This is a genomic window from Corynebacterium sp. (genome assembly GCF_030826625.1).
GTDB lineage: Bacteria > Actinomycetota > Actinomycetes > Mycobacteriales > Mycobacteriaceae > Corynebacterium.
Genome location: NZ_JAPJNQ010000001.1, coordinates 1 through 26,420, shown reverse-complemented (window position 1 = coordinate 26,420; position 26,420 = coordinate 1). Strand labels below are relative to the sequence as shown.

Below are 26,420 nucleotides of genomic sequence, written 5' to 3'. Positions count from 1 at the left end.
TTACGGGACATTTCTAAGGCAGTACGCAATTCGATGGGATTGGAGTTATCCCAGTCGCGTTCCCAGTCCGATAGTTGGAAAATCGCGTTGAGCACCCCGGCGGTAAAGCCCCAGACGAGGTAATCGTGAACGTTGAATGCCGGCCCCACCCAGGAACCATGCCGGATGGCAAAACGATTTTCTGGTGCCAATAATTCTGCTACCGGCACGGTGAATACGTCATCTGCTTCATCAGGGCTGGTCACCTTCACAGCGGATGGTTTGTCCCAGTAGCCCAGCACCGGATAGACCTGGTTGCCGGTCACGGGAATCGCCAGCTCGTGGAATTGTTTCAACGGGGTGACGTTGCACCTGTTGAGCCCGGTTTCTTCCCATGCTTCCCGCAGCGCTGCATCGACCGGCGAAACGTCGCTGTCATCAATTCGGCCGCCCGGAAATGCAATCTGCCCAGAATGACTGCGCATACCCGGGTGTCGGTGGGTCAGCAGCACCGTGGCATCATCGGGCGCATGTCCAGCTTGATTTGGCGATGCTGCACCACCGAATAGCACTAGCACTGCCGCGTGTTTCTTCGTGGCCGGTTCTGGCAGCTTAAATTCTTTGGGGCGCCGATTGGGCAAAAATCGCTGCAGCCGATCGTCGTGCAGCTGCGTTAGTTTCTGTAGCCATTCCGGGGCACGCTCGGGTTGCACAGCGATGTTCTGCCCGGGTCTGTCGCTCTGTGCGACCATTACAAAACACCTTCTATGCTGTCGATAATCTCTTGGGCCGAACGGAATGGCTGCGCAAACACTTTCTTTTGCTGGTCACCAACATAAACAATCGTTATCGGGATTACTCCCGGCAGCGCAAGCTCCGTAGCGAACTTGTTGTGTGAATCTTGGTAGCTAACGAAATCCGCACCCATTTCTTCCAACATACCCGCGCCATTTTTTGCGTTTTGATCCGCGTGCACGCCGACGATCGTCCATTCCGGGTGTTGTTGCTGTACTTGCTCCAAGTAAGGGATCTCTTCACGACACGGTTGGCACCACCACGCCCACATGTTGACCACGGTCACCGCAGTATCGTCGGCGTGATTGTTGGGCCCATCGTGCTTGTCGACGGCTTGCTGCTCCGAGAGGCACGGTAGTTCAACCCCGGCACCGGGCACCGTCGAACTCGGACATGCAGGTCGAGAAATGCCAGCTAAATCTAGTCCTGCATCGGCATCATCGTCGACAGGCACTGTTTGCGAGCCCGCGCTCGACGTATCAGCATGCTCAGCATTTCCGGTGCTCTTAGCTGTATTACCAGGGGAATTTTGCAACATCACATAGGCACCCACTCCCACTATTGCGGTAAGCACCAAGGTGATAACACTAATCAGGGCGATCTGCTTATTCATTATCACCTAGATTAATACAGCCCCAGCACACGCAAGCGATTTCAGTTTGCTGGTCAGAATTCCCAGCTAAAACTTAGATAATTACAATGATGACCGATCAAATTAACAGCATCATTCGTCTATTATGATGGTGCCATGATTGCTCTTACTGTCATCGTTCCCATCGCCCTGGCAATTTTTGCCATGGGGATGGAAAGGCTAGAAGCGAGTGTTTTAGCTAGCGCTGCAGAAAATCCTGGCGCCAGCCAAGAAGGCTAAATACAATCAGTTTTCTGATTTATACCCATTAGAACAGCATGCCCATTAAAGTGGGGTATATAACATCAGCAATCAGAGCTAAACGAGCCTAGTCCAAGGAGTTTGAAGTGGAAGAAGTACACGATATCCTTTCGCGTGCCGGAATTTTCCAGGGCGTAGATCCGGAAGCAGTCGACAACCTCATCGAGCAGATGGAAACGGTGAAATACCCACGCGGTACCACCATTTTTGAGGAGGGTGAACCAGGCGATCGCCTCTACATCATCACCTCCGGAAAAATTAAGCTTGCCCGCCATGCCCCCGACGGCCGTGAAAACCTTTTGACCGTCATGGGCCCATCCGACATGTTCGGTGAGCTGTCCATCTTCGATCCAGGTCCTCGCACTTCCTCTGCTGTCTGTGTGACTGAAGTACGCGCTGCCACCATGAACTCGGAGATGCTGCAGAAATGGGTATCTGATCACCCATTGATTGCACAGCAGCTGCTGCGCGTGCTGGCACGTCGTCTGCGTCGTACCAATGCTTCCTTGGCTGACCTGATCTTTACCGACGTTCCGGGACGCGTCGCTAAGACCTTGCTGCAGTTGGCGAATCGCTTCGGAGTTCAAGAAGGCGGTGCGTTGCGCGTCAACCACGACCTCACCCAGGAAGAAATCGCCCAGTTAGTTGGCGCTTCCCGTGAAACCGTGAACAAAGCATTAGCAACCTTTGCTCATCGTGGGTGGATCCGCCTGGAGGGCAAGTCGGTGCTCATCGTCGACACCGAGCACTTGGCACGCCGCGCTCGTTAAGCGCTTTAGCCGCGTCAGCACCCTGGCGCAGCGGCACCCTCAGCGGCACCCTGGCGCGTCGACACCCTGCGCTTCTACAGGCAGGCACTTTGACGCAGCGGCGCACACTATAGGAGCACGCTAGAGACTAGCGGCCTATACGCGCATTCTCGAACCGAGAAAATAAACGAAAGCCTCGCTGAGCTTAGACACTCAGCGAGGCTTTAATATTGCAACAGAGCTCCACGACACAGCGTGACCCAATAATTCTTTCGATCTTAGTTTTTACTGAGCAGCGCGACTTTTCCCATCCAAGTAGCGCAACGCCACCCGCGTTGACTGCTCAGCAGCATGACGCAGCACTGGGTCGACGTCTTGATACATCGCATCAATCAGTGTTTTCAAGTCAACGCCGTCGCCGTGCTGAGCTCTCAGTTCACGGATTTGGTCGAGACGGTACTGGCGTCGCTCCAGATATTTTTCTGCCCATTCGGCAACGTTTTCCTGGTCGGGGCCGTGCCCGGGAAGCAGTGGTACCCCTTGGCCGCGTTTCTGCAACATGTGCAGTGTGTCTAGGTATTGCCCAAGGTCACCGTCGGTTTCAGAAATCATGGTCGTGTGACGCCCGGCAATCGTATCGCCGGTGATGATGCCTTCGAGTTGTGATTCGTGAGGCGTCGATGACCACACAAAAAAACACACGCAATCTGAGGTGTGCCCTGGGGTATGCACAACTTCGACTTGCGGGGTCACCCCTGGAATAGAGATGATTTCGCCGTCCTGCAATGCTTCGCCACCGACACAATAGCCTGGGTCAAAAGCGCGTACTGGCGCATCGGTCAACTGCCGGAATCGTTCCGCGCTATCGGCATGATCGTAATGCCGGTGCGTCAATAAAGTAAGCCCAACTTGGTTCGCTTTTCCACGAACAACATTGAGGTGGCCTTCATCTTCTGGGCCAGGATCAACGACTATTGCTCGGTCGTCTTCGCCCGCCCGGATGATCCAGGTGTTCGTACCCTCCAAAGCCGCGTAGCTGGGATTGGCGCAAAGCACGACTCCCACCGACGGAGTTACGGGGCGAAGCTGACTATAAGCAGGATGCTTCATGTCTTCTACCGTACTAGAATTTCCCATTTGCTCGGATAACCTGCGCGGTAAATCCACGCTGAATAGCGCACACGAGACTGGTCTCACATGCGAACGTTGTAAGTCCGCCGTGTGAGCCCGCCACGTGAGTCCACCACGCAGATAACCGACGCAGCTACGAGGTTGCTAACCGACGAAGCTACGAGGTTGCTCGCAATTCGACGACCATTTCTACTTCCACCGGTGCATTCTTCGGCAGCACTGCCACACCGACGGCAGAACGAACATGTACGCCCGCTTCGCCGAAGATTTCGCCAACCAACTCGGAAGCGCCATTGACGACGGATGGCTGCTCGTAAAAGCCCGGCGCGCTGGCAACAAACCCAACCAGCTTAGAAATACTGGCGACGTTGTCCAGACCTACTTCGGCATCCACAGCAGCCAATGCGTTGAGAGCACAGATGCGCGCTAGCGAATATGCCTCGTCAGCGGAAACATCACTGCCCACCAAACCTGTGGCGGCAAGTTCGCCGTCGACAAGCGGAAGCTGGCCGGATGTCCATACTTGATTGCCCACGCGCTTCGCTGGCACATAAGCAGCCAATGGCTTGGCTACACCCGGCAATTCGATGCCGAGCTCTTGCAAACGGTCTTTAACATCCACGGATGCAGTGTTCGATCCAGCGTTCATGGCGGCAGCGTTTTGAGCGTTGTTCTCGGCCATTACTAGGCCAGTTCGCGCTTGAAGTAGGCGACGAGGTTTTCTGGGTTCGGCCCAGGAATGATGGTGACGAGCTCCCAGCCGTCTTCACCCCAGCTGTTAAGGATCTGCTGCGTAGCGTGAACAAGGACAGGTGCGGTTGCGTATTCCCATTTTTTCATGTCCTTAATTCTACAGTTTCACCTACAGCGCGACTAGAGACAAGCGCGACTAGAGGCTAAAGAATGGGATCCGCTAAATTTCGCCACCGTTGGACAAATAACTTGCCCAATCGGTGACATGCGGGTGTTTCCGCAGGATGGCACGCCGTTGACGTTCAGTCAGTCCGCCCCAGACACCGAACTCAACCTCATTATCTAGAGCATCTGCACAGCATTCGATGACGACTGGGCAGTGCTGGCAGATCATCGCAGCTTTACGTTGTTCTGCCCCACGCACGAATAGGGCATCCGGATCCCCGTTGCGACATTTCGCTTGCGCTACCCATTCACCGCGCTCGACCGTTGCCGCAGAAATTTTTGTAGCTTTCCGGCTGTAAGCACCGCGATAGGCTGAATTGTGCTGGTAATTGCCGGGTGTGGCGGACATGAAATGTCTCCTCATTGTCGACAGCGAGGGCGTGGCTTCCGCTGAGATGTTCCGGATAGTTTAGGCCCCAGCACCTTACTTGTCGAATGCGTCACACTTATAGGGGGAGTGAGTAGTTTTCTCACACACCTTTACTGCGTAAAGTATCTATCGTGTCTTATTCCAAATCGATGATCACCATTTTGCTGGCAACGCTCGGTGTGTCTGCGGTAATCGCCGCAGCGATCGCGCCAGTTGTCGGTATCAGTGGTGCGACTGCAGCGCGCGCCGAACAGGCGATGGAATCTGACCTCACCGATATTCAGGAGGGCGGCGCCCCTGGCGTGTCCACAATGTATGACAGTGAGGGCAACGTGTTGGCGAATTTTTTCAGCCAACGTCGCCATGAGGTTCCGCCTGAGGAAATCTCGCAGGCCATGAAAGATGCCATCGTTGCTATCGAGGATAACCGTTTCTACGAGCACGAAGGCGTCGATTTCCACGGCTATCTGCGTGCATTGGCAGCAAATATCGCTGCCGGCGGGGTGCAACAAGGTGCATCGACGATTCACCAGCAATACGCCAAAAACTGGGCTTTGCTTGTCGACGCCGAAACTGACGAAGAGCGTCGGGCAGCGATTGAGCAGACAGTTACTCGTAAATTGCGCGAGATTCGCGTCGCCGCCGATTTGGATGATCGTCTAAGCAAAGAAGATATCCTTGCCGGCTATTTGAACTTGGTGCCATTTGGCAACCATGCCTATGGCATCGAGGCTGCCGCGCGTACTTATTTCGGCATCTCTGCAGCTGAGCTGTCAGTTCCGCAGTCTGCAATGTTGGCTGGAATGGTGCAGTCTTCTGAGTACCTCAACCCATATACCAACCCGGATGGTGCCACCGATCGTCGTAATACGGTGCTGCAAGCGATGGTCGATCACGGTTATCTGGACCAAGAAGCCGCAGATGGTTTCACTGCCGAACCTCTCGGTGTTCTGGAATCTCCTGCCACACTTGCCAACGGTTGCATCGCAGCTGGTGATGCGGGTTTCTTCTGCGATTTCGCACTGCAATACCTAGCAGAACGCGGCATCACCACAGAAGAGCTCATGGCCGGTAAATACGATATCCACACCACACTCGAACCAGCAGTGCAATACGAGGCTCGGCGTGCAGTATCCAGTTATACTGATCCGCACGCCGCTGGTGTAGCAGAGGTTCTCAACGTCATTGAGCCGAGCCCGGATTCCCGTCGGATCCTGGCGATGACCTCTTCGCGCAATTATGGGCTGGACCAGGAAGCTGGTGAGACCATCCTGCCGCAGCCTTACTCGTTGGTAGGCCACGGCGCTGGGTCTGTTTTTAAAGTTTTCGCTGCTGCCGCTGCAATCGAAGATGGCATGGGTATTGAGCAGCAAGTGTCTGTTCCTCCTCGCTACGAAGCCGAAGGATTAGGGCACGGTGGCGCACCAAATTGCCCTCCTAACCGCTATTGCGTGGAAAACTTTGGTGAATTCGCCGGATCCATGTCGCTTCGCGACGCGCTGGCGCATTCGCCAAACACCCCATTCGTTCAGCTCATGGAACGTGTTGGCGTGCCAGCCGTGGTGGATCTTTCTGTCGCACTGGGATTGCGTAGCTACGCGGACGAAGGCACTCACGACGGTGAACGCTCTATCGCGCAGTTCCAAAAAGATGCCAACTTGGGCTCTTATGTGCTGGGCTCCACCCCGGTCAACGCACTAGAGCTATCCAACGTCGGTGCTTCATTGGCTTCGGGCGGCACCTGGTGTGAACCGAATCCAATTGATGCCATCTATGACCGCAACGGCCAAGAGGTATACCTGGAGCGCACCCCGTGTGAAAACGTCATGGACCACAACGCTGCCGACGCCTTGTCGCAAGCGATGACAGAAGATGGCAAATCCGGTACTGCAGCGAATGCCCGCAATGCTGAAGGCTTCCCCGGCACCATGGCAGCAAAAACCGGCACGACTAACGAAAACTTCTCTGCAGCCTTCTTGGCGTTCAATTCCGGAATCGCTGCCGCACCGTATGTTTTCAACGACAGCACCACCACGATGTCGCTGTGTACAAGCCCGGTTCGCCAATGCTCCAACGGTAACCTGTTCGGCGGCACCGAGCCGGCGCGTTCGTTCTACAACATGGCGAATAACCTACCCCGTGCCATCAACGGCGGTATCGGCGAATACGATCCGGTTTTTGACCAAGGCCTTGACGCCGCCAAGCTCAACGAAGTGCGTGGACTGCGTGAAGCAGATGCACGACAGCGCTTGGCCGAGGCCGGCTTAGAAGTGCGTACTGAACGGGTCGCTGGAAATGGAACATCCGTAGGCCGTGTGGTCAATGCAGTCTTCGAAGGACCCGCCAACAGCGTCGTGGTTTTGCAGATTTCTGATGGTTCCACGCGCCCGAGCCCTTCGCCAGGGGATTCAACCAATTCCGGGCGCAGCGGCGGCACCGCATCACGTGGACAGCAGCCCCCACCGCCGATTGAGTTTAATCTCGAGCAAGAGATTCAAAACGCAACTGAAGAGCTACGCAACCTGTTTAATTTCTAACCGGCCAGCCGAGCTTTCACAGCCTCCGAGATGCGCTTACCATCTGCGCGTCCGGAGGCTTTTGCGTTGGCAGACTTCATAACCTGCCCCATGTGCTTCATGCTCAGCTGTTCACCAGCGTCGGCGGAAATTTCACTGATGACGCCGTCGACAAGCTCACCCAGTTCGTCGTCATTCAATTGCTGTGGTTGGTAGTTTTCAAAAACGCCAGCCTCGGATTCTTCGGCCTCGGCAAGCTCATCACGGCCGTTATCACGGTAGATCTCGGCAGACTCGCGACGCTTTTTAATCTCACGCGCGATTACTTTCAGGGTTTGCTCGTCAGTCAGTTCGCTTCGCGTTCCAGTGGAGGTCTCTTCAGCCTGGATGGCAGCCAGCAGCATCCGAAGCGCGGACGTGGTGGGCTTGTCTTTCGCTTTCATTGCGGTGGTCAGATCCCGGCGGATTCGTTCTTTCAGCGATCCTTCGGTGTTGTTCGCAGCAGCTTTTGCATTGTTGTCACTCATACATCCCAAGATACTCGCCAGTTCAAACCAGCCTGGCTAAACTCGGGCGAGTGAATATTTCGTGGAAGACAGCACTTGCCTCTACTACCGTGGCTGGCCTGGGTGCAGGACTCGGCACGCTAGCGTGGGCGGTTTCAGAGCTCAACCGCTTCGAACTCAAGGAATACACCTTGCCGCTGTTGCCTAAGGGAACGCTGAGCAAAAAACGTAGCTCGCACGGGCAGACGGAATTTCGTTTGCTGCACGTTTCTGATTTGCACATGATCCCAGGCCAGGACAAGAAGATTGCCTGGGTGCAGGACTTGGCTCGTTTGCAGCCTGATTTGGTGGTTAATACCGGTGACAATCTATCCGATCTGCACGCAGTACCACACGTATTGCGCGCATTGGAACCGCTGCTGAATACGCCGGGACTATTCGTATGGGGCACGAACGACTATTGGGCCCCACAACCGGTCAACCCGTTTCAGTATTTAACAGGGAAGAAGCGGACGCCATCGTATGTGGATTTGCCCTGGCGGGACATGCGAGCAGCGTTCATCGAGCGCGGCTGGCAGGATGCAAACCAGAAGCGCCTCGAGTTTCGTGTGGGGAATGTGCGCTTGGCGGTCGCCGGCGTGGATGATCCGCATCATGATTTCGATGACTACGACGAGATCGCGGGGCCACCCAATCCAGATGCGGATCTTGCATTGGCGCTACTCCACTCCCCGGAACCGCGCGTGTTGCAACGGTTCGCCGCCGATGGTTATCAGCTGTCACTGTCGGGGCACACGCACGGTGGCCAGGTATGTTTGCCAGGCTCGAAGGCTTTGGTGACGAACTGCGGAATTGATCGTGAACGTGTGCAGGGGCTGCATGATTTCGACGGCATGGCGATGCACGTGTCGAATGGTTTAGGCACTTCGAAGTATGCACCGGTGCGGTTGTTCTGTAGGCCTTCGGCGACACTGTTGCGCATTACAGAAAAAGACGAGTGATGCTCATAGTTTAGCGCTGCTTTCTGCCCCGATTTTAGCGCTATACGCTGCAGTTTTACATTCAACAGAACAACGATTTGCACTTTTGTATAGCGCTATAATAAGATATCCAAGTCGCAGAAATTAATACTTCATCGCGATGGCGGGGCGTAGCGCAGCTTGGTAGCGCATCTGCTTTGGGAGCAGAGGGTCGCAGGTTCAAATCCTGTCGCCCCGACAAATACAAGGCCGGGAAGCTTTTGCTTTCCGGCCTTTTGCTATTCACACCTCCCCAAGTCCACGAGCGGGATATGCGGGTTGTGGGTGTGCGGGTTGTGCGACAAAAAGTGTGTCTGGTCGGGGCGTCGACCAGAATATTGTGTCTTTTTTGCAAATAAGCCCCCTGAAACCGGCCTTTTTCGTCCACTATTTGTAAAAAAGACACAATAGACATGATTACCCCCGACTATTTCCGGCTCGGGCTTCGTTTAACCCCGGTAAACGCCCTTTTAGCTCATAAAAACGCCGCACTCCACCTCGAAAGGTAAAATGCGGCGCTTAAGGGCTTCCCAGCAGGGCAGTTTGCTTGCTAGAACTTCATGCCGGTCAGAGACTCGAAAAATTGCAGAAGTTTGCCGATAATTCCGCCGATTAATGGAATGCCGGTAGACAAGTTAACCAGTGACTTCAGGAACGAAGCGATGATGCCACCAAAGCTTGACGACGAATGCGGCGCTGGCTCACCTTGTGGTCCTGGCTTGCCGTCCTTACCGTCTTTGCCGTCTTTCGGCAATGGGATTTCGACGGTGCTGCCATCAGAGAATTTCACGATGACTTTACCGTCTTTGATCTCCTGCCCGACGATGGTCAGTGGTGCGGCATTTTTGCCGTCCTGACCTTTCTCACCTTGTGCACCGTCTTTACCAGCAGCGCCATCTTTACCTGGGGCGCCATCTTTGCCCTTCGGAATGACAATCTTCTGGCCATTGGTGAGCTCAACGACGCGATTGCCTTGAGCATCGTCATATTGCTTGGAGATCTTTAGATCTGCACCTGGCTTACCTTGTTCCCCCTGTTCGCCCTTTGGTCCACGCTCGCCCGGCTTGCCTGCTGGACCCTGGGGTCCTTTCTCTCCTGCTGGACCCTGCTCACCTTTAGGCCCTGCTGGACCCTGGGGGCCTTTCTCTCCTGCTGGACCCTGCTCGCCTTTAGGACCTGCCGGTCCTGGCTCGCCTTGTGGTCCTTTTTCACCCGCTGGACCCGCTGGACCGGCCGGGCCACCTGCTGGGCCTTGTGGTCCACGCTCACCCGGAGGGCCTGCTGGACCTGCTGGACCGCGATCACCTTGTGGTCCGATCGGACCACGCGGTCCTTGTACGCCCTTCTTTTCTTCCTCGGTGCAGTTTTCCTTACGCACTGGCGCAACTTCACCATATACAGTCAGCGTTCCAGACAGCGCGGCTTGCACATCGGCTGAAATGACAGACCTGAAGGTCAAGTCAGTAATTTCGCCACGGAACAAAACAGTATGGCTGCCGAGCACATCATGATTTACGGCTTGCTCATTAGTCAAAGTCCCCGTGGCAAGAGTTTGTGAGACTCCGTTATAAACCGCGTTGACAGAAACTTTTTTGTCCGGCTTGACGGTTACAATTGGAGAACTAACGGTATCGGTGCCGATCGTAATGTCTCCCTTGCCGGTAACGATTGCATCTGCAATACGATTATCCGCATCGACCTTTACCAACGTGCCTTCATCCTGTCCGCGGAATCCAACGCTTACTGGCTGGCCTTTTTCATCACGTTGCACGGCACGGTCAGTGTTGTTGAATTTATCTGCATGCTCCGGCGAAATCGTCCAAGAAAATGCCGACGACGACACGGCAAAATCCACGATTGGGCAAAGCTGGGTTTGAGAAGTAGCAGTTGGCTCTGCAGCTTCCTGCGCATGGGCAGTATTGATTGGGCTCAACAGGCCCAAGCTCAGGGCGAAAACTGCGCAGGCAGTTACGCCAACTGATTTCTTTTTAGCCACGGTATGGTCTCCGAGTTTCTCTTCAAAAAGCCAAGTGCACTCCCACGTATGTAGGTGCACGAAACACTATTTTGGTAGTCCAAAATAGTTAGCTATAAATCTAAACCTGAATCGATTCAGTACACAATCTTTTCTGCAATGATTTTCACTACATCGATGAAAAAATTGCACATTAATCTGAGCGCATACAATCGCGCCTGCTCACAACGAAACCCAGATTCGTCCAATAAGTGCTATGTCGCAAAGATCACTATCGAGCACTAAACTATCCCCATGGAATCTTCCGAACAGATCACCTTTTATGAAGCCGCACGTTGGGTATACCAGCGCCGTGGAAAACTCTCCGGAGCTGCAGAAACCGAAACTTGGTGGCTATTCGCCCCTGCCAAACCAGAGCCTGGAAAAGGCCCGATCATGGTTAACCGGAAAACCAACGAGCTAGAACAACTTGGATCTTTGCCAAAAGAATGGAAACCGCGGCTGGCACAGTTTAAAGAAGAAGGGCCCACCCCACTCTCCATTCCGGAAGAGTTCTATGGTGAGCCCGACGAAATCTCGTTATAACGAAACTAGCTCGTACGACGGCGAGACAACAACGGCGCCACAATCACACCAATCACCGCGCTGACTGCAAGCACCACCAGAGCTAACCACAGCCCTAAACTTTCACCATCATTGGCGACAGTACTCAGTGCGGTAGTCGACCAATGCAGCGGCAGCAAGCCCGCCACTGCCGACCACGCTGCTGCAACCTCGGAGCTCGCAGCAGCCTGCCAGACCCAACCTACAACCCCGACTTGGGCAATACCGGCGATAGCGGCAATCACCAGGCCTGCTCGCATACCGGCAATGCGCATCAGCGCCCAGGTCACGCCAGCAGCAACCCATGCACTCAACGCGGAAACCCCCGCAGCGATGGCAACGGTTGCAGCCCCCAGACCGTCGCCAAGCAGACCGACGAGCACCGCGCCGCTAGCTGCCGCCAGCACACCACCGGCAAGCTGTACCAACCATGCCGCCGCGTAGAAATAGCTCATCACAGCCATGACTACGCCAGCCAACATCACCAGCGCTGCCACCAGCATGGCAACAACCGGCGGCAACACGCCCTGTACCTGCTGCACTTCGCCTTCGGCATCACCAGTCGGCCCAGCCGGGATCGCGCGGCTGACCGCATCCGTTTTTTGTTTATTGCTCTTCGCCATCATCTCTAGGCGATCCGCACCACCGTCAAACTCATCCAGCCCCGCGGTAGCCTCTTCGACGCGAGTACGCAGCTCCTGCAATCCAGCAGAAAGCTCCTTCGCCCCATTGGTCAACTGATACACGCCGTCGTGGAAGCCATAGCCAGGAACATTAAGCTGGTTCGCTAAGTCACGCGATCCCTTCTTCATCGCCAATAAGTCATTGGCGATTTCAGTCTGAAAATTGAAGTTCTCGATCTGACGACGCACGCCTTCCAACGTCTCGATCGCCTGTTTAGCTTCCGGCTCATTGACATCACGCAGCTCATTGATGGCATTATCAGTCGCTTCCAACAACTGCCCTTGCACCACGCCGAAACCAACAACCTGATCAACCGCCTGGCCAACGCCGTCGGCAAGCTCACTGGCCCCGCTACCCATATTTCCGGTGCCGGCCTGTAGCTCGACCATGCCTTGGCGCAAACGGTCTGCACCAGCGGCGGCCTCCCCGATGGCGCCAACCAATTCTTCAGTTTCGCCGTCTACCCCTTCGAGGCCGGCGATGACCTCGTCGATCGCATTTTGCAAAATGCCAGCCTGCGACGAAGCCTGACCAGCAGCACGACGAGCGTCGATCAACTCGCTGCGGTCGACGCCCGGGCTTTGTACAACCGGAGCCCCAGTCGGTTCATCTGCCGAAGACCAACTATCAGACGGACTCAACGACGCTACAGCCGCGATCACCGCACCAACCGCCAGTGGCAACAGAACGCACAGCAACATCACCAAGCCGCGCATCCGGCCGCCTGATGCGCCCCCCGCACCTAGCCGTGATTGCCCTGCACCACCCACGGCAGCTTGTTGCGAGGTGGCGACAGAGTTAATTGCGGACGAAGAATCGTTCATACCCTGGCACATTAATTGCTCAGGCCCACGTGGTGCGGCAACAAGCTCGGCGAGTCACATAAACAACAATGATCACAGCCCTATCGACGGACATGCCTGCGAACACACGAAAAAGGGGCCACACCGATTGATCGATGTGACCCCTGCGCGAGAAGCTAGCTAACGGACAAGCTAACGGATACGCACTCCGCCGCTAGCGACAAGAAAACTTAGTTCTTGTACTTCTCAGCGAACTTCTTGCGCACTGCTGCGCCCAAGTCTTCGTGAACGTTGTCCCAGTACTCGTAGACACGCTGCTCGACGCCCTCAGAAACGCCAGCCATCGCGTTCGTAATGTTGTGCGACAGACGATCTTTCTCTTCGTCATTCATGACTTCTTCGTACAGCTTACGTGCCTGCGTGAAGTCATCGTCCTGCTCGTGCTTGACGTATGCCGCACGAACCAGGTCGGTGCCGTGTGGGTCAGGGTTGACGTAGTAGTCGGAAGCTTGGCCGTAGCTGGTGTGGTTGGACGAGGAGGTTTCACCGTCATCCAAGAAACCAGCACCCTTGTCGAAACGGTTCGGGCTGTAGACCGGCTGATCCGGCCCGTTGAAGTTGTACTGCATCGAACCCTCGTGATTGTAGGTGTTCACAGGGTTGATTGGCTGGTTGATCGGCAGGTGGCGGTAGTTAGTGCCGATGCGGTAGCGGTGCTGGTCAGCGTATGCGAACGCACGAGCCTGCAGCATGCGGTCCGGGGAGAGGCCGGTACCTGGAACGATGTTGGATGGGTCCAGGGCGATCTGCTCGATCTGCGCAAAGTTGTTGCGTGGGTTACGGTTCAGCTCGAAGTACCCAACCTTCTGCAATGGGTAGTCCTCGGTGTACCAGACCTTGGTCAAGTCGAATGGGTTGAACTTGTAGTTCTCAGCGTCTTCGAACGGCATGATCTGCACGTAGACGTCCCAACGTGGGTAGTCGCCGTTCTCGATCGCGTTAAAGAGGTCTTCACGGTGGTAGTCGGCATTCTGACCAGCCATCTCAGCTGCTTCTTCATCAGTGAAGCACTCCCAACCCTGCTGGGTCTTGAAGTGGTACTTCACCCAGAAGGCCTCACCTTCTGCGTTTACCCACTGGAAGGTGTGGGAGCCGAAGCCGTCCTGGTGACGGGAGGTCTTTGGCGTACCGCGGTCACCCATCAAGTAGGTCACCTGGTGTGCTGATTCTGGAGTACGAGTCCAGAAATCCCACTGCATATCAGCATCACGCAGGCCGGACGCGCCGGTGCGCTTCTGAGAGTGAATGAAATCAGGGAACTTGATGCCGTCGCGCAGGAAGAACGTCGGGGTGTTGTTACCGACGATGTCGAAGTTGCCTTCCTGGGTCCAGAAACGCAAAGCGAATCCGTGCACGTCACGCCAGGTGTCAGGCGAGCCCTGCTCACCAGCAACGGTGGAGAAACGGATACCCATCGGGGTGACCTTGTTCGGCTGGAACAAGTCCGCCTTGGTGTACTTGGAAACGTCCTCGGTGACATGGAATTCACCGAAAGCACCGTGACCCTTAGCGTGTGGGTTGCGCTCTGGAACGCGCTCACGGTTGAAGGACTGCAGCTTCTCAATCAGCTGCAGGTCGTTCAAAACGTTAGGACCTTGTGGTCCAGCGGTGATGGAAATGTTTTCCGAGGCAATTGGCTGACCACCCTGACGAGTGGTAGTGCCTGGGGCGTCCTCCCGCTGGCCAAGATCCAGCTTGTCATCAATGTTCTTAGTCATGGAAATGCTCACTCCTGTTAGCGATTGATTAGACGCTCTTATGGGGTCGAGGTCTATTGATAGTCTACTTGCATACATGCGAGTGCGCAAAGCCACTAGGGCACCAGAAAACGGTCCACAGCAAACTCAAACAGCGCTGGTAACGTCATCGGAGTGAACGCGCAACCCACCCCTGCGAGCCGAGACGCCCGCACCACGCAGCTAGCTTTGCAAGCTGGCCGTGGTGATCGCGCAGCTTTGACCGCGTTCATTAAAGAAACTCATGACGACGTCTGGCGCTTTCTTGCCCACCTGGCTGGCCCCGAGCCCGCAGACGATCTCACACAAGACACCTACGTGCGCGTCATGAGCGCACTCCCCCGTTTTGCCGGGCGCTCCACCGCGCGCACCTGGTTACTGTCACTCGCACGTAGGGTCTGGATCGACAATATTCGCCACGAGCGCGCCCGCCCGCGAAAATCTCATTCCGAATTAGAAGACCTCAACCCCGCCCACGAAGACTCCGCAGTCTGGAGTGAATGGATTGATACGCGCGCAATGATCGCCTCGCTACCCGATGAACGTCGAGAAGCGCTCGTTTTAACACAGGTTTTGGGCTATTCCTATGAGGAAGCCGCCGCTATCGCGGGGGTACGGGTGGGCACGATTCGCTCCCGTGTCGCGCGGGCGCGAAAAGATATTCTCGCAGAATACGACAATTAAACTCAGAAACTGTTATATTCCGTTCAACGTTTCTTTATTTCGTTTTTAGTTTTCGGACGCGCTTTCACAGCGTGATCACAGATTCGGAGTTGTTTTCTTCATGCTCAAACGATCGTTGGCCATTTCGATGGCGTTCGTCGGAACCCTCGCCGGTGCAGGTTTTGCCTCCGGACAAGAAGCCATGACTTATTTCGTGGCGTTCGGCAATTGGGGAATCGTCGGAGCGCTGCTTGGCTCCGTCGTCATGATTATTTGTGGTATCGCCATTTTGCAGCTGGGTAGTTATTACCAAGCCCGCGAGCACACCGCAGTGATCGATCGCATCACCAACAGCCCAATCATCGCGAAAATCCTCGACTGGGGCACCATCGCCACGCTGTTTTCCATTGGCTTCGTCATGTTCGCCGGTGGTGGTTCTAACCTGCAAGAAGCGTGGGGCTGGCCGACGTGGATCGGCGCCTCCGTCATGCTGGTAATGACCATCCTGGTCGGTTTGCTCAACGTCGAAAAGACCACCGCGGTCATCGGCGTGATCACTCCGTTCTTGATCATCATGGTGCTGGGTACCGCGATCTACACCGTCATCACCGTGGATCCGAACTGGGACAACATCGCCCAAGCCTCGACCGAAGTGCAAACGACGCTGCCAAACTGGTGGGTTTCCGCAATCAACAATATCGCCTTCCAGGTGATCGTCGCCGTCTCCATGGCGATCGTTATCGGCGGTAGCTTCATGGACACCCGCGAAGCCGGCATCGGTGGCGCCATCGGTGGCGCGGTTTTCCTATCCCTGTTGCTGCTGCTCGTGATGAGCATGTACTTCACCGTCGAGACCACCAAAGACGCTGACATGCCGATGCTGGCGCTGATGATCAGCCTGCACCCAGTGCTGGGCCACATCATGACCGTGGTTCTTTACGGCATGGTCTTTAACACCGCCATCGGTATGTTCTACGCACTGGCTAAGCGCCTGACACGCAACTCACCAGAAAAGTTCTTCCGCGTCTACGTCGCTGCGTGTTTGATCGGTTTCGTGCTGTCTTTCGTTGGCTTCCGCCAGCTGGTCAGCTACGTCTACCCGGTTCTGGGATACATCGGCATGCTGTTGATCGTCGTGCTGATCTGGGCTTGGGTGCGCAATTTCCGCACCATGCGCACTGAAGGTCAACGTCGCCGTCGCGGACGCGAGCTGATGGCCCGCAAGGTTGATCCGCGCGTGCGCTTCAGCAAAAAGCACGACCGCGAGCTGACCACCCTGGCTGCCCAATCCAACATGGGCTCCGAGGAATTCCTGCAAAGCATCAAAGACGAAATCGACGACGAGCTAGAAAACGATCCCGACGTCGACTACGACCGCACCGCACCAGCTGGTGGAGTTGTCTACGTAGAACACACCAAGCCGGAATAACGGCGCGTTGTTTATTCGCTTAGCGCTCTAGCAACAGTTCCGCGATTTGGATAGTGTTGAGGGCCGCGCCTTTGCGCAGGTTATCGCCAGAGACCACGAGCACCAGGCCGTTGTTGCCTTCCAGCGATTGGTCCTGGCGAATACGGCCAACCAGGCAGTCGTCAATACCAGTGGCGGCCAACGGGGTTGGCACATCGACAACCTTGACACCTGGGGCTTGCTCCAGGGTTTCTACCGCCTGGTCTGGGGTAATATCCCGGGAAAATTCCGCGTGGATCGTCATCGTGTGGCCGCTGAACACAGGCACGCGCACGCAGGTTCCGGACACACGCAACTCCGGCAGACCGAGGATGCGACGCGACTCATTGCGCAATTTCTGCTCTTCGTCGGTTTCCAAGGAGCCGTCGTCGACAAGGTTTCCTGCCAACGGCAACGCGTTATACGCAATCGGGGCGACATACGGCGCGGTATCCAAGCCATCGAGCTTGGTGCCGTCGTAAGTCAGATCGACAGAATGCTCCCCGGCCTCATAAATCTGCGCAGCCAAGGCTTGCACGCCAGCCAGACCAGAACCAGAAACCGCCTGGTAGGAAGAGACATTAAGCCGTCGCAACTCAGCGACGTCGTGCAGCGCCTTGATCACCGGCATCGCGGCCATGGTGGTGCAGTTTGGGTTCGCGATAATGCCTTTCGGCACGTCTTTTACCGCCTCCGGGTTAACCTCGGAAACGACCAACGGCACCTCGGGGTCTTTACGGAAGGCCGAGGAGTTGTCCACCACGATCGCGCCAGCTTCAGCGAACACCGGCGACCACTGCTTCGAGGTTGCGCCGCCAGCCGAAAACAGGGCGATATCCACGTCGGAGACGGACTCGACGGTCACCTTCGACAGATCTTCCACGGTGATCCGCTCGCCGCGATAGTCCAGATCAGTGCCAGCCGAACGCGCAGAAGCGAAAAAACGCACCTTGTCTGCGGGGAACTCGCGCTCCTCCAGAATCTGGCGCATCACTTGGCCAACTTGGCCGGTAGCACCGACGACGGCGAGAGTGGTCATAATTGTGGTCTCCTCCCAGAGCGATGAAGTGTTGCGGATTAATTACGGCGTTTAGCGTCCAGTTCCAGCATAGACGGTGACATCTTCGTCGCCGCCGAGCTCGAAGCGGTCGTGCAGCGCGCGGGTGGCGACTTCCAAGTCAGATTCGCGGAGCAACACCGAAATGCGGATCTCGGACGTAGAAATCAGTTCCATGTTCACACCAGCATCACGCAACGCTTCGGTGAAATCTGCCGTCACACCAGGGTGCGATTTCATGCCAGCACCAACCAGCGAAACCTTGCCCACTTGGTCGTCGTAAAGCACCTTCGACCAGTTGCCTTCGCGGCTCAGCTTCGACAAGATCTCCACAGCGCGAGGGCCATCTTCGCGCGGGCAGGTGAAGGTGATATCGGTGATGCCGTCTTCGATGGTGGAGATGTTCTGCAGCACCATGTCGATGTTGATCTCGGCATCGGCGATCGCACGGAACAGCTTTGCTGCCTCGCCCGGCTTATCGGGAATACCCAGCACGGTCACCTTGGCTTCGGATTTATCGGTGGCAACGCCAGTCAGTACTGCATCTTCCATTGGGATATCCTCCATTGAACCGGACACCAGCGTGCCGGGATCGTTACTATAAGACGAACGTACGCGCAGGGCGACGTTGTGGGCACGGGCATATTCGACGCTGCGCAAGACCAAAATCTTGGAACCAACCGCAGCCATTTCCAGCATTTCTTCGAAAGACAGCTGCTCGAGCTTGCGGGCATTCGGCACGATGCGCGGGTCGGCAGTATAAACGCCGTCGACATCCGAATAGATTTCACAGACGTCCGCGTTCAGCGCCGCAGCTAAGGCGACGGCGGTGGTATCGGAACCGCCCCGGCCCAGGGTCGTGACATCGCGAGTGTCTTTGTTGACGCCCTGGAAACCAGCAACGATGCAGATCTTGCCGTCATCCAGCGATTCCTGCAGCCGCTCTGGGGTGACGTTTGTAATCCGCGCGTTTCCGTGCTTCTCGGTGGTGAGCACGCCCGCCTGGGAGCCAGTGAATGACTGCGCTTTCGCGCCCAAGGAATCCACGGCCATCGCCACCAGTGCATTCGAGATGCGCTCACCCGCAGTCAGCAGCATATCCAATTCACGTTGCGGTGGGACTGGGTTCACCGACGCTGCAAGATCCAGCAGCTCGTCGGTGGTATCGCCCATCGCAGAGCACACCACAACGACGTCGTTGCCAGCCTTCTTCGTGGCAACAATACGGTCTGCTACTGCTCGGATCCTCTCCGCGCTTTCTAGGGACGATCCCCCGTATTTCTGCACGACTAATGCCATAAGGCCAGCTGCCCTTTCTGATCGTTCGTTACTGCTGTTCTTGCGGATCAAAAACGCAGGTTAATGCTTATCTATACCATAATATGTCTCGCTCACCACAGACTTAAATGCAGGCCAACTTTCACACCAAGACCTAATCTGTGTATCCTGGAACACATGTTTTCCGAGGCATGCTTTCTTCTCCTTAGCAGCCGCGGCGGGTTTCAGAGCCAATAACGACAGTTTGGTCGGCGCCCCGTCGCGGTTACTCGCATTGCGAAAGCTGCACCTCCCCGGGCACGCACTCACAGCCGACCAAGCCGACCAAACAGTGCACACTCTTGCACAATCTGTGAACGTTGCACCCGAAACCGCAAAACCCCGAAGGAATCGTTATGTCTCCCAACGACGCTTTTATTTCCGCACCTCGCCAGGTAAGCAAGCCCAACGGCCCGCGTAATGAAAACCAACCAGCCTGGAATAAACAAAAAGGCTCATCCATGCCGGTCGACCGCTATCTGTCTTTTGCCCAAGAGGTCGAAGACATCCAACTGCCGGACCGCACATGGCCGGACAAAAAGATCACCGTCGCCCCGCAATGGTGCGCGGTAGACCTGCGCGATGGCAACCAGGCTTTGATTGATCCAATGAGCCCAGAACGCAAACGCCGCATGTTCGAGCTGCTGGTGAACATGGGTTACAAAGAAATCGAAGTGGGTTTCCCATCTGCGTCCCAAACTGATTTCGACTTCGTCCGCGAGATCATCGAGCAGGATTTGATTCCTGACGACGTCACCATCCAGGTGTTGGTGCAGGCTCGCGAGCACCTGATCCGCCGAACTTTCGAGGCCTGCGAGGGCGCGAAGAACGTCATCGTGCACTTTTATAACTCCACGTCGAAGTTGCAGCGCCGCGTCGTCTTCCGCAAAGATCGCCCGGCGATCAAAGCGTTGGCTACCGACGCCGCACAGCTGATCAAATCGATCGCCAAGGATTACCCAGATACCAATTGGCGCTGGGAATACTCCCCAGAATCTTTCACCGGCACCGAGCTGGATTTCGCCAAAGAGGTCTGCGATGCCGTGTCAGAGGTCATGGCGCCGACGCCAGAAAACCCGCTGATCATCAACCTGCCGTCGACAGTCGAAATGACCACCCCGAATGTCTACGCCGACTCCATCGAGTGGATGCACCGCAATCTGAACAACCGTGAGTCGCTGATCATCTCGCTGCACCCCCACAACGACCGCGGCGAAGGTGTCGCAGCTGCAGAACTGGGATACCTGGCCGGAGCCGACCGCATCGAAGGGTGCTTGTTCGGCAACGGTGAGCGCACCGGCAACGTCGACCTGGTGACCTTGGGCCTGAACATGCTGACCCAGGGCGTGGACCCACAGATCGATTTCTCCGATATCGCGCAGATCCGGCGCACCGTCGAATACTGCAACCAGCTGCGCGTACACGAGCGCTCCCCCTACGGTGGCGACCTGGTCTTTACCGCGTTTTCCGGTTCCCACCAAGACGCCATCAACAAGGGGTTGGATGCGATGGCTGCCAACGTACACCCCCAGGCCAGCAGCTCCGACGTTGCCTGGGAAGAGCTACGCGAGACCACCTGGGAAGTTCCCTATCTGCCGATCGACCCGAAGGACATCGGCCGCGATTACGAAGCCGTAATCCGCGTGAATTCGCAGTCCGGCAAGGGTGGCGTCGCCTACATCATGAAAACTGACCACGGCATCGCCATGCCGCGCGCCATGCAGGTTGATTTCTCCCGCGTCGTACAGACTGTGACCGATGCCGAGGGCGGAGAAATCGATTCCAAGACGATGTGGGATATCTTCGCCAACGAGTACTTGGATAACACCGCACCGCTCGAGCAGATTTCCGTCAGCGTGAAAAACGCAGAAACCGAAGAGCAAAACGCCGCGGTAACTGCACAAGTTGTTCACAACGACGAGGAGCGCAGCATCGAAGGCACAGGCAACGGCCCAATCGCTGCCTATGCCGACGCACTGGGCAAACTCGGCCTGGACATCGAGGTGCTGGAATATTCGCAGCATGCTCGGAGCGCTGGTGAAGATGCCGAAGCTGCTTGCTATATCTTGGCGACCATCAATGGTTCCAGCGTCTGGGGTGTCGGCATCGCAGGATCAACGACCTATGCATCACTGAAAGCACTGGTCTCTGCCGCCAACCGGGCACACGCAAGCGTCTAGAAAGAAAACCGCAATGCCCAGCTTCACCGGTTTCTGCTGTGTGTAAACCGGTGAACTAGACTGCTGTAATAATGACCGCGCATACCCACAACGACGACCGCGATGTCACTCGCGCTGATAGCGATAGCAACAGCCGCACTGGCCGCGACGGACGCACCACTCATGCTACGAACACCGGTGGAAATAACGGTGATAAATCCAGCAATCCTTCTGGCGGGCTACACCCGAAAGAACTAGCCCGGCGCGAAGCCGTCGCGGATTTTCCCTATCTGGCTTTAACCGTGCAATCTTCCGGGATTCACCCTTCTACGGCCCGGCTGGTTGCTGTCGATGCTGTCACGTTCAATGAGGCGGGTGATACCGGCGAAAGCTTCCACGCTGTACTCAATTCAGGCGAAGATCCAGGCCCACGCCATTATCACGGGCTTTCTCGCGAAGAGGTCAACAACGGACAGCGCTTTAGCAAGATCTTAAAACCTCTCGACAGGCTTATCGACGACCGCACACTCATCGTCCATGATTTGCCTCTCACCTGGGGTTTTCTTGTCTCAGAGGCGAAGCAGGCGATGAGTGCAGCCGCACGCGCAAACCGGAAGCGATCCCGCAAAGGCAACCGGAAACGCCAGCGGGTTGGGCACGTGCCGCAACCTGCGCGCATCGTCGACACGCTGGCCACCGCGCGTCGGCAAGAAATTAATTTTCATGATATTCGTGCCGCTGGTGTTGCCCGCGCGATGGGATTATCCGCGATTAGCCCGGTGGCTTCAGTGGTTCGGGCTAGCCGTAGCCAGGAAGAAACTTCGCGTGAAATCACGCATTTGTTGTGGGAGATTTTCCTGCTGCAACAGGATGCTGCAGCGAAAATTTCGAGCAACGATTACGATCTCGTTGCAGCCTATGCCCCAGATGAGTTGCGGGCAGATCGCTTCGGTTTGCAGCGTCCGCACGTGCGCGTCGAAGCTGCCGAAGCCAAGCTCACACTCGCCAACCCTGGAAAATACGAGCCTGGGCGTTCGTTGGTCGAAGGCATGGAAGTTGTCGTTGCCGATGAAATTGGCTACCCGCCAGAGAGCATCATCGAGGCATTGACCAACGCTGGTCTGGTCTATCGCGAGCACTTGCATCGTGGGGTCTCGGTTGTGGTGTGCAATCAGACCACGGATCTGCGTGGCAAGGCGATGCACGCGGTACGAAAAGGCATTCCGTTGTTGGGAGACACCGCCTTTTTGGATGCCCTGACCCGCGTGAAACCGCACCCAGACCCCGATGCGCCCGTCGAACAGTCCACGCACCCACGCGCGCTTGCTAGTTCTGGCGCGGTTAAGTCCGGTGGACAAAAAGCTGGCAGTAAATCTGCGGCTGCTAAATCCTCGCCAGGAAAATCGGCAACTGCGAAAACTTCAGCTGCTAAGCCTTCTAAGCCTGCTAAGCCTGTTAAGCAGAAATCTGAGGCAAAACCTAGAACAAAACCTGGGGCAAACTCTGCAGATTCTCAAACCGGCGGCGCAAAATCTACTGGCAAACCAGCTGGCAAATCCCGCCGGAATAAGCGCCGTCGCAGCCGCACGCGCAAACCTCACTCACAGCCTGGTGCGCAAGCAGGCGCCTCCGGCTCCAGCAAATCGGCGGCCGCGGACTAATAGTTCGGCCAACTCCGGCTAAGTAGTCGGCCAACTCCGGCTAATCGGCACATCCCACTAGCATCCGCTTCTTTTACTATCCTAGGTGGCTATGAGTAAGTCTTCTGCGAGTAAGTCTTCTGCGTCCATAATCTCGCGCGCCCGCACCCACGTGGCGACCTCCGTGGCTCGCTTGGCGACGGTGGCATCCCGCGCAACCGGCCGTGGCGCGGGCGGCATGATCGGTGGTTTGCTCGCCGATAAAATTGACCCGAACGTCATGCACAATCTTGCCGACGGACGCCCTGCGGTGCTGGTCACGGGCACCAACGGCAAGTCCACCACAACGCGCATGCTCGCCGGTGCCCTGCGCAGTGAATATTCCGTCGCCACAAATGAAGGCGGCGACAACATGGATGCCGGCATCATCTCCGCTTTGCTGGCTGGCCGCGGCGCAGAAGTGTTGGCTTTGGAAGTCGACGAGCTGCACGTGCCACAGGTCGCGGACAAAATTAACCCGCAGGCTTTGGTGCTGCTGAATCTCTCACGCGACCAGTTGGATCGCGTCGGTGAGATCAACAAGATTGAGCGCACCCTCCGCTCGGCGATCGAAGCCCACCCGGAGATGATGGTCATCGCCAACTGCGATGACGTGCTGATCACTTCGGTTGCTTATGATGCCGCCAACGTCGTCTGGGTAGCTGCCGGTGGCGGTTGGCTCGGCGAGTCAACCGCCTGCCCTCGCACCGGCGGGCCGATTGTGCGCGATGGCGAGCATTGGTATGCAACGAAGACGCTTGCCGACGGCTCGATTTTCCAGCGCCCCCGCCCGGATTGGACGATTACGGATGCAGGGATCACACGGAATTCCGCAGTGGGCACTGAGGCTGAATCCGTCAAGGCCGAATCCGACACTGCGCACCCGCTGAATCTTGCTCTGCCCGGCCGTGCGAATCGAGGCAACGCTACCCAAGCCATCGCCGCTGCCGTGGAAGCCTTCGGGGTTGGTTTCAGCGAGGCGGTCACCGCCACCGAGCAAGTCGATGATGTTGCCGGACGCTATTCGACGATCACTCGCGGCGAGCATGAAATCCGTCTGCTGCTCGCGAAAAACCCGGCTGGCTGGCAAGAAGCCCTTTCCATGGTCGATCGCGACGCCGCCGGCTTGGTCATCGCGGTGAACGGACAAGTTGCCGACGGCGAGGATCTTTCTTGGCTCTGGGATGTCACCTTCGAAGATTTCGGTGAGCAATCTGTTAAAGCCGCGGGCGAACGCGGTACGGATCTGGCGGTGCGCTTAGTTTATGCCGATATCAGCCACGAGCTAATCAAAGATCCGCTCAAAGCCATTGATGCTTGCCCACCGGGACGCATAGAGGTTTTGGCGAACTACACCGCCTTCCGTGACCTGAAAAAGGCTCTGGAGCGCGGTGAGGCAACAGCAAATTCCAAGGAGGCCTAGCAGATGGCAGCTAACACAGCAGCGAATACGGCACACGACGGCAGCAACGCCGAGCTCAATATTGGCCTCGTCCTGCCTGATGTACTGGGCACCTACGGCGATGATGGTAACGCGTTGGTTCTGCGCCAACGCGCCCGGATGCGTGGTATTTCCGCGCGCATCCACCCGATTAAGCTCGGCGAGCCGGTGCCCCAGCAGCTGGATGTCTACACCTTGGGTGGTGGTGAAGATAGCGCACAGATTCTGGCAGTGGAGCATTTGCTTGCCGACGGCGGCCTGCACGCCGCAGCTCGCGCGGGCTCCCCAATTTTCGCGATTTGCGCTGGTTTCCAGCTGGTCGGCGAGCGGTTCCGGGCTTCCGGCAAAGAAGTCGACGGGCTGGGCCTGGTTGATGCCCGCACGATCACTTTGGATAAGCGCGCGATCGGTGAAGTCGCCTCACAGCCCACCCAAGCTGGTGTCACCCACTCGCTCACTGCCCCGTTGACGGGCTTCGAAAATCATATGGGTGCTAGCCTGCTCGGCCCCGATGCTAGTCCTTTGGGAGCAGTGACCACCGGTATCGGCAATTGCAATGCAGACGCGGCCCGTCGCGGCGCGGCTGCGGGCAACCTCGACGATGCAGATGTAGATGCACAAACCCGAGCAGAAGGCGCGGTGCAGGGATCGGTGATCGCCACCTACATGCATGGCCCTGCGCTCGCTCGCAACCCACAGCTCGCGGACTTGATTTTGGCCTTGGCCATGGGCATTTCCCCGCAAGAACTGTCCCCGCTCGAGATCCCTGCCATCGAGCAATTACGTACTGAACGCCTGCGTTAATAGTTTGGTGGCGGCTAGCTTTTAGCGTCAATCAACTCCAGTATCAGTCAGCTTGCATTTAATTTTGCGTAGCCTAAACTATTTTCCATGTCTGCTGAGCACTCCGTTTTTCTCGATACCGTATTAGCCGACCCACCTGGCGATGCGCGCCACGAATTCCTGCGCTGCCGGGTGCTCAGCGTAGAAGCACTGGCCGACGAGCTTTTGCGCGTCCACCTCACCGCCCCCGAATTTGCAGATATGCAGCTCAGCGGGCCGGATGAATTCTTCGGGTTAGTCATGCCCACCGCCTCAGAAAGCTTGGATGGGCTCGAGGCCAGGCTTGTCGACGGTGATCGTGCAAATTTACGCGCCACCATCGCTGCCTGCGATGCCGCGTGGCGCCCAGAACTACGCTGGTATACTTTCCGCTCGCTGGACCAAGAACGTGCCGTCGCGACCTTCGACGTCGCCACGCATGGCAAACGCACGGGCGTAACAGTCGACGCTTCCACACCGACGGGAGTGGATGAAAACGGCCATGCTTTCCCAGCACCTGGGCTAAATTGGGCACTTAATGTCGAACCCGGTGCAGAATGCGCGATCTATACAGCACGCGGCCTGTGGTTTCACCCCAGCCCACATCAGTTGTTCGTCGCCGATCCCTCGGCGCTGCCATCGGTGTGGTCGATTTTAGATTACTGCGAACGCTTCCACCCGGATACCTTGCAGACTTCACGGGTAGTGGCCTTGGCCGAAACCGACGCCGATATTGAAAGCCCGGCTCTTGCGCGTTGGCAGGGCAAAGTGGGCGGATTAGACGTCGTCAAGGGGCCTTATGCCCAGCACCAAGAATTGCTGCGCGAGCACATAGAAAAACTAGCCCTGCACGACCCCGGTTTCCGGCCGGAATACGTGTGGGCTAGCGGTGAAGCCGCGATGGCAAAACAGGCCCGGCAACTGGGCATTGATGTTTATGGCCTGGATTCAGGCGCGATCCAGTGGTGCGTCTACTGGATCGCCGGCAAGCCACGGCCTTAGCGCACTAGCAGCCTGCCGGATAGCGCTCGGGATAGTGTGAGCTCGTCGACGAATTCCAAATCGCCGCCCAGTGGCATTCCGGAGGCCAGCCGGGAGA

General features: G+C 56.6%; 24 protein-coding genes, 1 tRNA gene and 1 pseudogene. 13 read left to right on the top strand and 13 right to left on the bottom strand.

What is annotated here, in order from left to right; all coding sequences use genetic code 11:
- The coding region (locus RCH87_RS00130; RefSeq protein WP_306514726.1) for a CoA pyrophosphatase at positions 1-731 on the bottom strand (731 nt) is incomplete at its 3' end.
- Positions 731-1,387 (bottom strand): TlpA disulfide reductase family protein, encoded by a 657-nt coding sequence (locus RCH87_RS00125; RefSeq protein WP_306514725.1) that lies wholly within the window; start codon positions 1,385-1,387, stop codon positions 731-733. The genes RCH87_RS00130 and RCH87_RS00125, both read right to left, overlap by 1 nt.
- A gap of 135 nt (positions 1,388-1,522) precedes the next feature.
- On the opposite strand from RCH87_RS00125, the gene RCH87_RS00120 reads away from it, so the two are divergent.
- Positions 1,523-1,645, top strand: coding sequence for a hypothetical protein (locus tag RCH87_RS00120; RefSeq protein WP_306514724.1), 123 nt, complete (start codon positions 1,523-1,525; stop codon positions 1,643-1,645).
- A gap of 107 nt (positions 1,646-1,752) precedes the next feature.
- Positions 1,753-2,436, top strand: a complete 684-nt coding sequence (glxR, locus tag RCH87_RS00115) for a CRP-like cAMP-activated global transcriptional regulator GlxR (protein WP_306514723.1) — start codon at positions 1,753-1,755, stop codon at positions 2,434-2,436.
- Positions 2,437-2,700: 264 nt separating this feature from the next.
- On the opposite strand, the gene RCH87_RS00110 is transcribed toward glxR, so the two are convergent.
- The 4 genes from RCH87_RS00110 to RCH87_RS00095 form a co-directional block, all read right to left on the bottom strand.
- Positions 2,701-3,525: an MBL fold metallo-hydrolase gene (locus tag RCH87_RS00110; RefSeq protein ID WP_306514722.1), complete on the bottom strand. Its 825-nt coding sequence runs from the start codon at positions 3,523-3,525 to the stop codon at positions 2,701-2,703.
- Positions 3,526-3,703: 178 nt separating this feature from the next.
- Positions 3,704-4,195 (bottom strand): RidA family protein, encoded by a 492-nt coding sequence (locus tag RCH87_RS00105; RefSeq protein ID WP_306514769.1) that lies wholly within the window; start codon positions 4,193-4,195, stop codon positions 3,704-3,706.
- A 35-nt stretch (positions 4,196-4,230) separates the two neighbouring features.
- Positions 4,231-4,386, bottom strand: coding sequence for a DUF4177 domain-containing protein (locus RCH87_RS00100; protein ID WP_306514721.1), 156 nt, complete (start codon positions 4,384-4,386; stop codon positions 4,231-4,233).
- Positions 4,387-4,459: 73 nt separating this feature from the next.
- Complete coding sequence (locus RCH87_RS00095) at positions 4,460-4,813, bottom strand: WhiB family transcriptional regulator (protein WP_306514720.1); 354 nt, start codon at positions 4,811-4,813, stop codon at positions 4,460-4,462.
- Positions 4,814-4,965: 152 nt separating this feature from the next.
- Here RCH87_RS00095 and RCH87_RS00090 point away from each other — a divergent pair, with 152 nt between their 5' ends.
- A complete protein-coding gene (locus tag RCH87_RS00090) occupies positions 4,966-7,371 on the top strand; it encodes a transglycosylase domain-containing protein (RefSeq protein WP_306514719.1) in 2,406 nt (801 codons plus the stop codon).
- On the opposite strand, the gene RCH87_RS00085 is transcribed toward RCH87_RS00090, so the two are convergent.
- A complete protein-coding gene (locus tag RCH87_RS00085; protein ID WP_306514718.1) occupies positions 7,368-7,877 on the bottom strand; it encodes a GatB/YqeY domain-containing protein in 510 nt (169 codons plus the stop codon). The two genes, RCH87_RS00090 and RCH87_RS00085, sit on opposite strands and share 4 nt — an antisense overlap.
- Positions 7,878-7,927: 50 nt before the next feature.
- On the opposite strand from RCH87_RS00085, the gene RCH87_RS00080 reads away from it, so the two are divergent.
- Complete coding sequence (locus RCH87_RS00080) at positions 7,928-8,857, top strand: metallophosphoesterase (protein WP_306514717.1); 930 nt, start codon at positions 7,928-7,930, stop codon at positions 8,855-8,857.
- Between the two features lie 143 nt (positions 8,858-9,000).
- Positions 9,001-9,074: transfer RNA gene (locus RCH87_RS00075), tRNA-Pro, on the top strand.
- Between the two features lie 351 nt (positions 9,075-9,425).
- On the opposite strand, the gene RCH87_RS00070 is transcribed toward RCH87_RS00075, so the two are convergent.
- On the bottom strand, positions 9,426-10,871 hold the full coding sequence (locus RCH87_RS00070; RefSeq protein ID WP_306514716.1) for a hypothetical protein: 1,446 nt from the start codon (positions 10,869-10,871) through the stop codon (positions 9,426-9,428).
- 273 nt (positions 10,872-11,144) lie between these two features.
- On the opposite strand from RCH87_RS00070, the gene RCH87_RS00065 reads away from it, so the two are divergent.
- Positions 11,145-11,435 (top strand): peptidase M23, encoded by a 291-nt coding sequence (locus RCH87_RS00065; RefSeq protein ID WP_306514715.1) that lies wholly within the window; start codon positions 11,145-11,147, stop codon positions 11,433-11,435.
- Between the two features lie 5 nt (positions 11,436-11,440).
- On the opposite strand, the gene RCH87_RS00060 is transcribed toward RCH87_RS00065, so the two are convergent.
- On the bottom strand, positions 11,441-12,961 hold the full coding sequence (locus tag RCH87_RS00060) for a hypothetical protein (RefSeq protein WP_306514714.1): 1,521 nt from the start codon (positions 12,959-12,961) through the stop codon (positions 11,441-11,443).
- Between the two features lie 209 nt (positions 12,962-13,170).
- Positions 13,171-14,718 (bottom strand): catalase, encoded by a 1,548-nt coding sequence (locus RCH87_RS00055; protein ID WP_306514713.1) that lies wholly within the window; start codon positions 14,716-14,718, stop codon positions 13,171-13,173.
- A 153-nt stretch (positions 14,719-14,871) separates the two neighbouring features.
- Here RCH87_RS00055 and RCH87_RS00050 point away from each other — a divergent pair, with 153 nt between their 5' ends.
- Complete coding sequence (locus tag RCH87_RS00050) at positions 14,872-15,420, top strand: RNA polymerase sigma factor (protein ID WP_306514712.1); 549 nt, start codon at positions 14,872-14,874, stop codon at positions 15,418-15,420.
- Positions 15,421-15,520: 100 nt separating this feature from the next.
- On the top strand, positions 15,521-16,828 hold the full coding sequence (locus RCH87_RS00045; RefSeq protein ID WP_306514711.1) for a hypothetical protein: 1,308 nt from the start codon (positions 15,521-15,523) through the stop codon (positions 16,826-16,828).
- 19 nt (positions 16,829-16,847) lie between these two features.
- Here the strand turns inward: RCH87_RS00045 and RCH87_RS00040 are convergent, their stop codons facing one another.
- Both RCH87_RS00040 and RCH87_RS00035 read right to left on the bottom strand, forming a co-directional pair.
- Positions 16,848-17,885: an aspartate-semialdehyde dehydrogenase gene (locus RCH87_RS00040; protein ID WP_306514710.1), complete on the bottom strand. Its 1,038-nt coding sequence runs from the start codon at positions 17,883-17,885 to the stop codon at positions 16,848-16,850.
- Positions 17,886-17,936: 51 nt separating this feature from the next.
- Positions 17,937-19,202, bottom strand: a complete 1,266-nt coding sequence (locus RCH87_RS00035; RefSeq protein ID WP_306514709.1) for an aspartate kinase — start codon at positions 19,200-19,202, stop codon at positions 17,937-17,939.
- A gap of 374 nt (positions 19,203-19,576) precedes the next feature.
- On the opposite strand from RCH87_RS00035, the gene leuA reads away from it, so the two are divergent.
- The 5 genes from leuA (at position 19,577) to RCH87_RS00010 (ending at position 26,323) form a co-directional block, all read left to right on the top strand.
- Positions 19,577-21,400, top strand: coding sequence for a 2-isopropylmalate synthase (gene leuA, locus RCH87_RS00030; RefSeq protein ID WP_306514708.1), 1,824 nt, complete (start codon positions 19,577-19,579; stop codon positions 21,398-21,400).
- A gap of 71 nt (positions 21,401-21,471) precedes the next feature.
- Positions 21,472-23,040 carry a DNA polymerase III subunit epsilon gene (locus RCH87_RS00025; RefSeq protein WP_306514707.1) on the top strand — a complete coding sequence of 523 codons (1,569 nt, stop codon included), beginning with the start codon at positions 21,472-21,474 and terminating at the stop codon, positions 23,038-23,040.
- 91 nt (positions 23,041-23,131) lie between these two features.
- The gene (locus tag RCH87_RS00020; RefSeq protein ID WP_306514706.1) at positions 23,132-24,481 is read left to right on the top strand and encodes a MurT ligase domain-containing protein; all 1,350 of its coding nucleotides are present in this window, start codon (positions 23,132-23,134) and stop codon (positions 24,479-24,481) included.
- Between the two features lie 3 nt (positions 24,482-24,484).
- Positions 24,485-25,303 carry a type 1 glutamine amidotransferase gene (locus RCH87_RS00015; RefSeq protein ID WP_306514705.1) on the top strand — a complete coding sequence of 273 codons (819 nt, stop codon included), beginning with the start codon at positions 24,485-24,487 and terminating at the stop codon, positions 25,301-25,303.
- Between the two features lie 87 nt (positions 25,304-25,390).
- Positions 25,391-26,323 (top strand): siderophore-interacting protein, encoded by a 933-nt coding sequence (locus RCH87_RS00010; protein WP_306514704.1) that lies wholly within the window; start codon positions 25,391-25,393, stop codon positions 26,321-26,323.
- Here RCH87_RS00010 and RCH87_RS00005 read toward each other — a convergent pair.
- A pseudogene (locus RCH87_RS00005) lies at positions 26,320-26,420 on the bottom strand (recombination protein RecR); the annotation flags it as partial. The gene RCH87_RS00010 and the pseudogene RCH87_RS00005 overlap by 4 nt on opposite strands.

Coding starts and splice junctions, on each gene's coding strand:
- RCH87_RS00125 (WP_306514725.1), bottom strand. CDS start 1,387: ATGAATAAGCAGATCGCCCTGATTAGTGTTATCACCTTGGTGCTTACC.
- RCH87_RS00120 (WP_306514724.1), top strand. CDS start 1,523: ATGATTGCTCTTACTGTCATCGTTCCCATCGCCCTGGCAATTTTTGCC.
- RCH87_RS00110 (WP_306514722.1), bottom strand. CDS start 3,525: ATGAAGCATCCTGCTTATAGTCAGCTTCGCCCCGTAACTCCGTCGGTG.
- RCH87_RS00105 (WP_306514769.1), bottom strand. CDS start 4,195: ATGAACGCTGGATCGAACACTGCATCCGTGGATGTTAAAGACCGTTTG.
- RCH87_RS00100 (WP_306514721.1), bottom strand. CDS start 4,386: ATGAAAAAATGGGAATACGCAACCGCACCTGTCCTTGTTCACGCTACG.
- RCH87_RS00095 (WP_306514720.1), bottom strand. CDS start 4,813: ATGTCCGCCACACCCGGCAATTACCAGCACAATTCAGCCTATCGCGGT.
- RCH87_RS00085 (WP_306514718.1), bottom strand. CDS start 7,877: ATGAGTGACAACAATGCAAAAGCTGCTGCGAACAACACCGAAGGATCG.
- RCH87_RS00065 (WP_306514715.1), top strand. CDS start 11,145: ATGGAATCTTCCGAACAGATCACCTTTTATGAAGCCGCACGTTGGGTA.
- RCH87_RS00060 (WP_306514714.1), bottom strand. CDS start 12,961: ATGAACGATTCTTCGTCCGCAATTAACTCTGTCGCCACCTCGCAACAA.
- RCH87_RS00055 (WP_306514713.1), bottom strand. CDS start 14,718: ATGACTAAGAACATTGATGACAAGCTGGATCTTGGCCAGCGGGAGGAC.
- RCH87_RS00045 (WP_306514711.1), top strand. CDS start 15,521: ATGCTCAAACGATCGTTGGCCATTTCGATGGCGTTCGTCGGAACCCTC.
- RCH87_RS00040 (WP_306514710.1), bottom strand. CDS start 17,885: ATGACCACTCTCGCCGTCGTCGGTGCTACCGGCCAAGTTGGCCAAGTG.
- RCH87_RS00035 (WP_306514709.1), bottom strand. CDS start 19,202: ATGGCATTAGTCGTGCAGAAATACGGGGGATCGTCCCTAGAAAGCGCG.
- leuA (WP_306514708.1), top strand. CDS start 19,577: ATGTCTCCCAACGACGCTTTTATTTCCGCACCTCGCCAGGTAAGCAAG.
- RCH87_RS00025 (WP_306514707.1), top strand. CDS start 21,472: ATGACCGCGCATACCCACAACGACGACCGCGATGTCACTCGCGCTGAT.
- RCH87_RS00020 (WP_306514706.1), top strand. CDS start 23,132: ATGAGTAAGTCTTCTGCGAGTAAGTCTTCTGCGTCCATAATCTCGCGC.
- RCH87_RS00015 (WP_306514705.1), top strand. CDS start 24,485: ATGGCAGCTAACACAGCAGCGAATACGGCACACGACGGCAGCAACGCC.
- RCH87_RS00010 (WP_306514704.1), top strand. CDS start 25,391: ATGTCTGCTGAGCACTCCGTTTTTCTCGATACCGTATTAGCCGACCCA.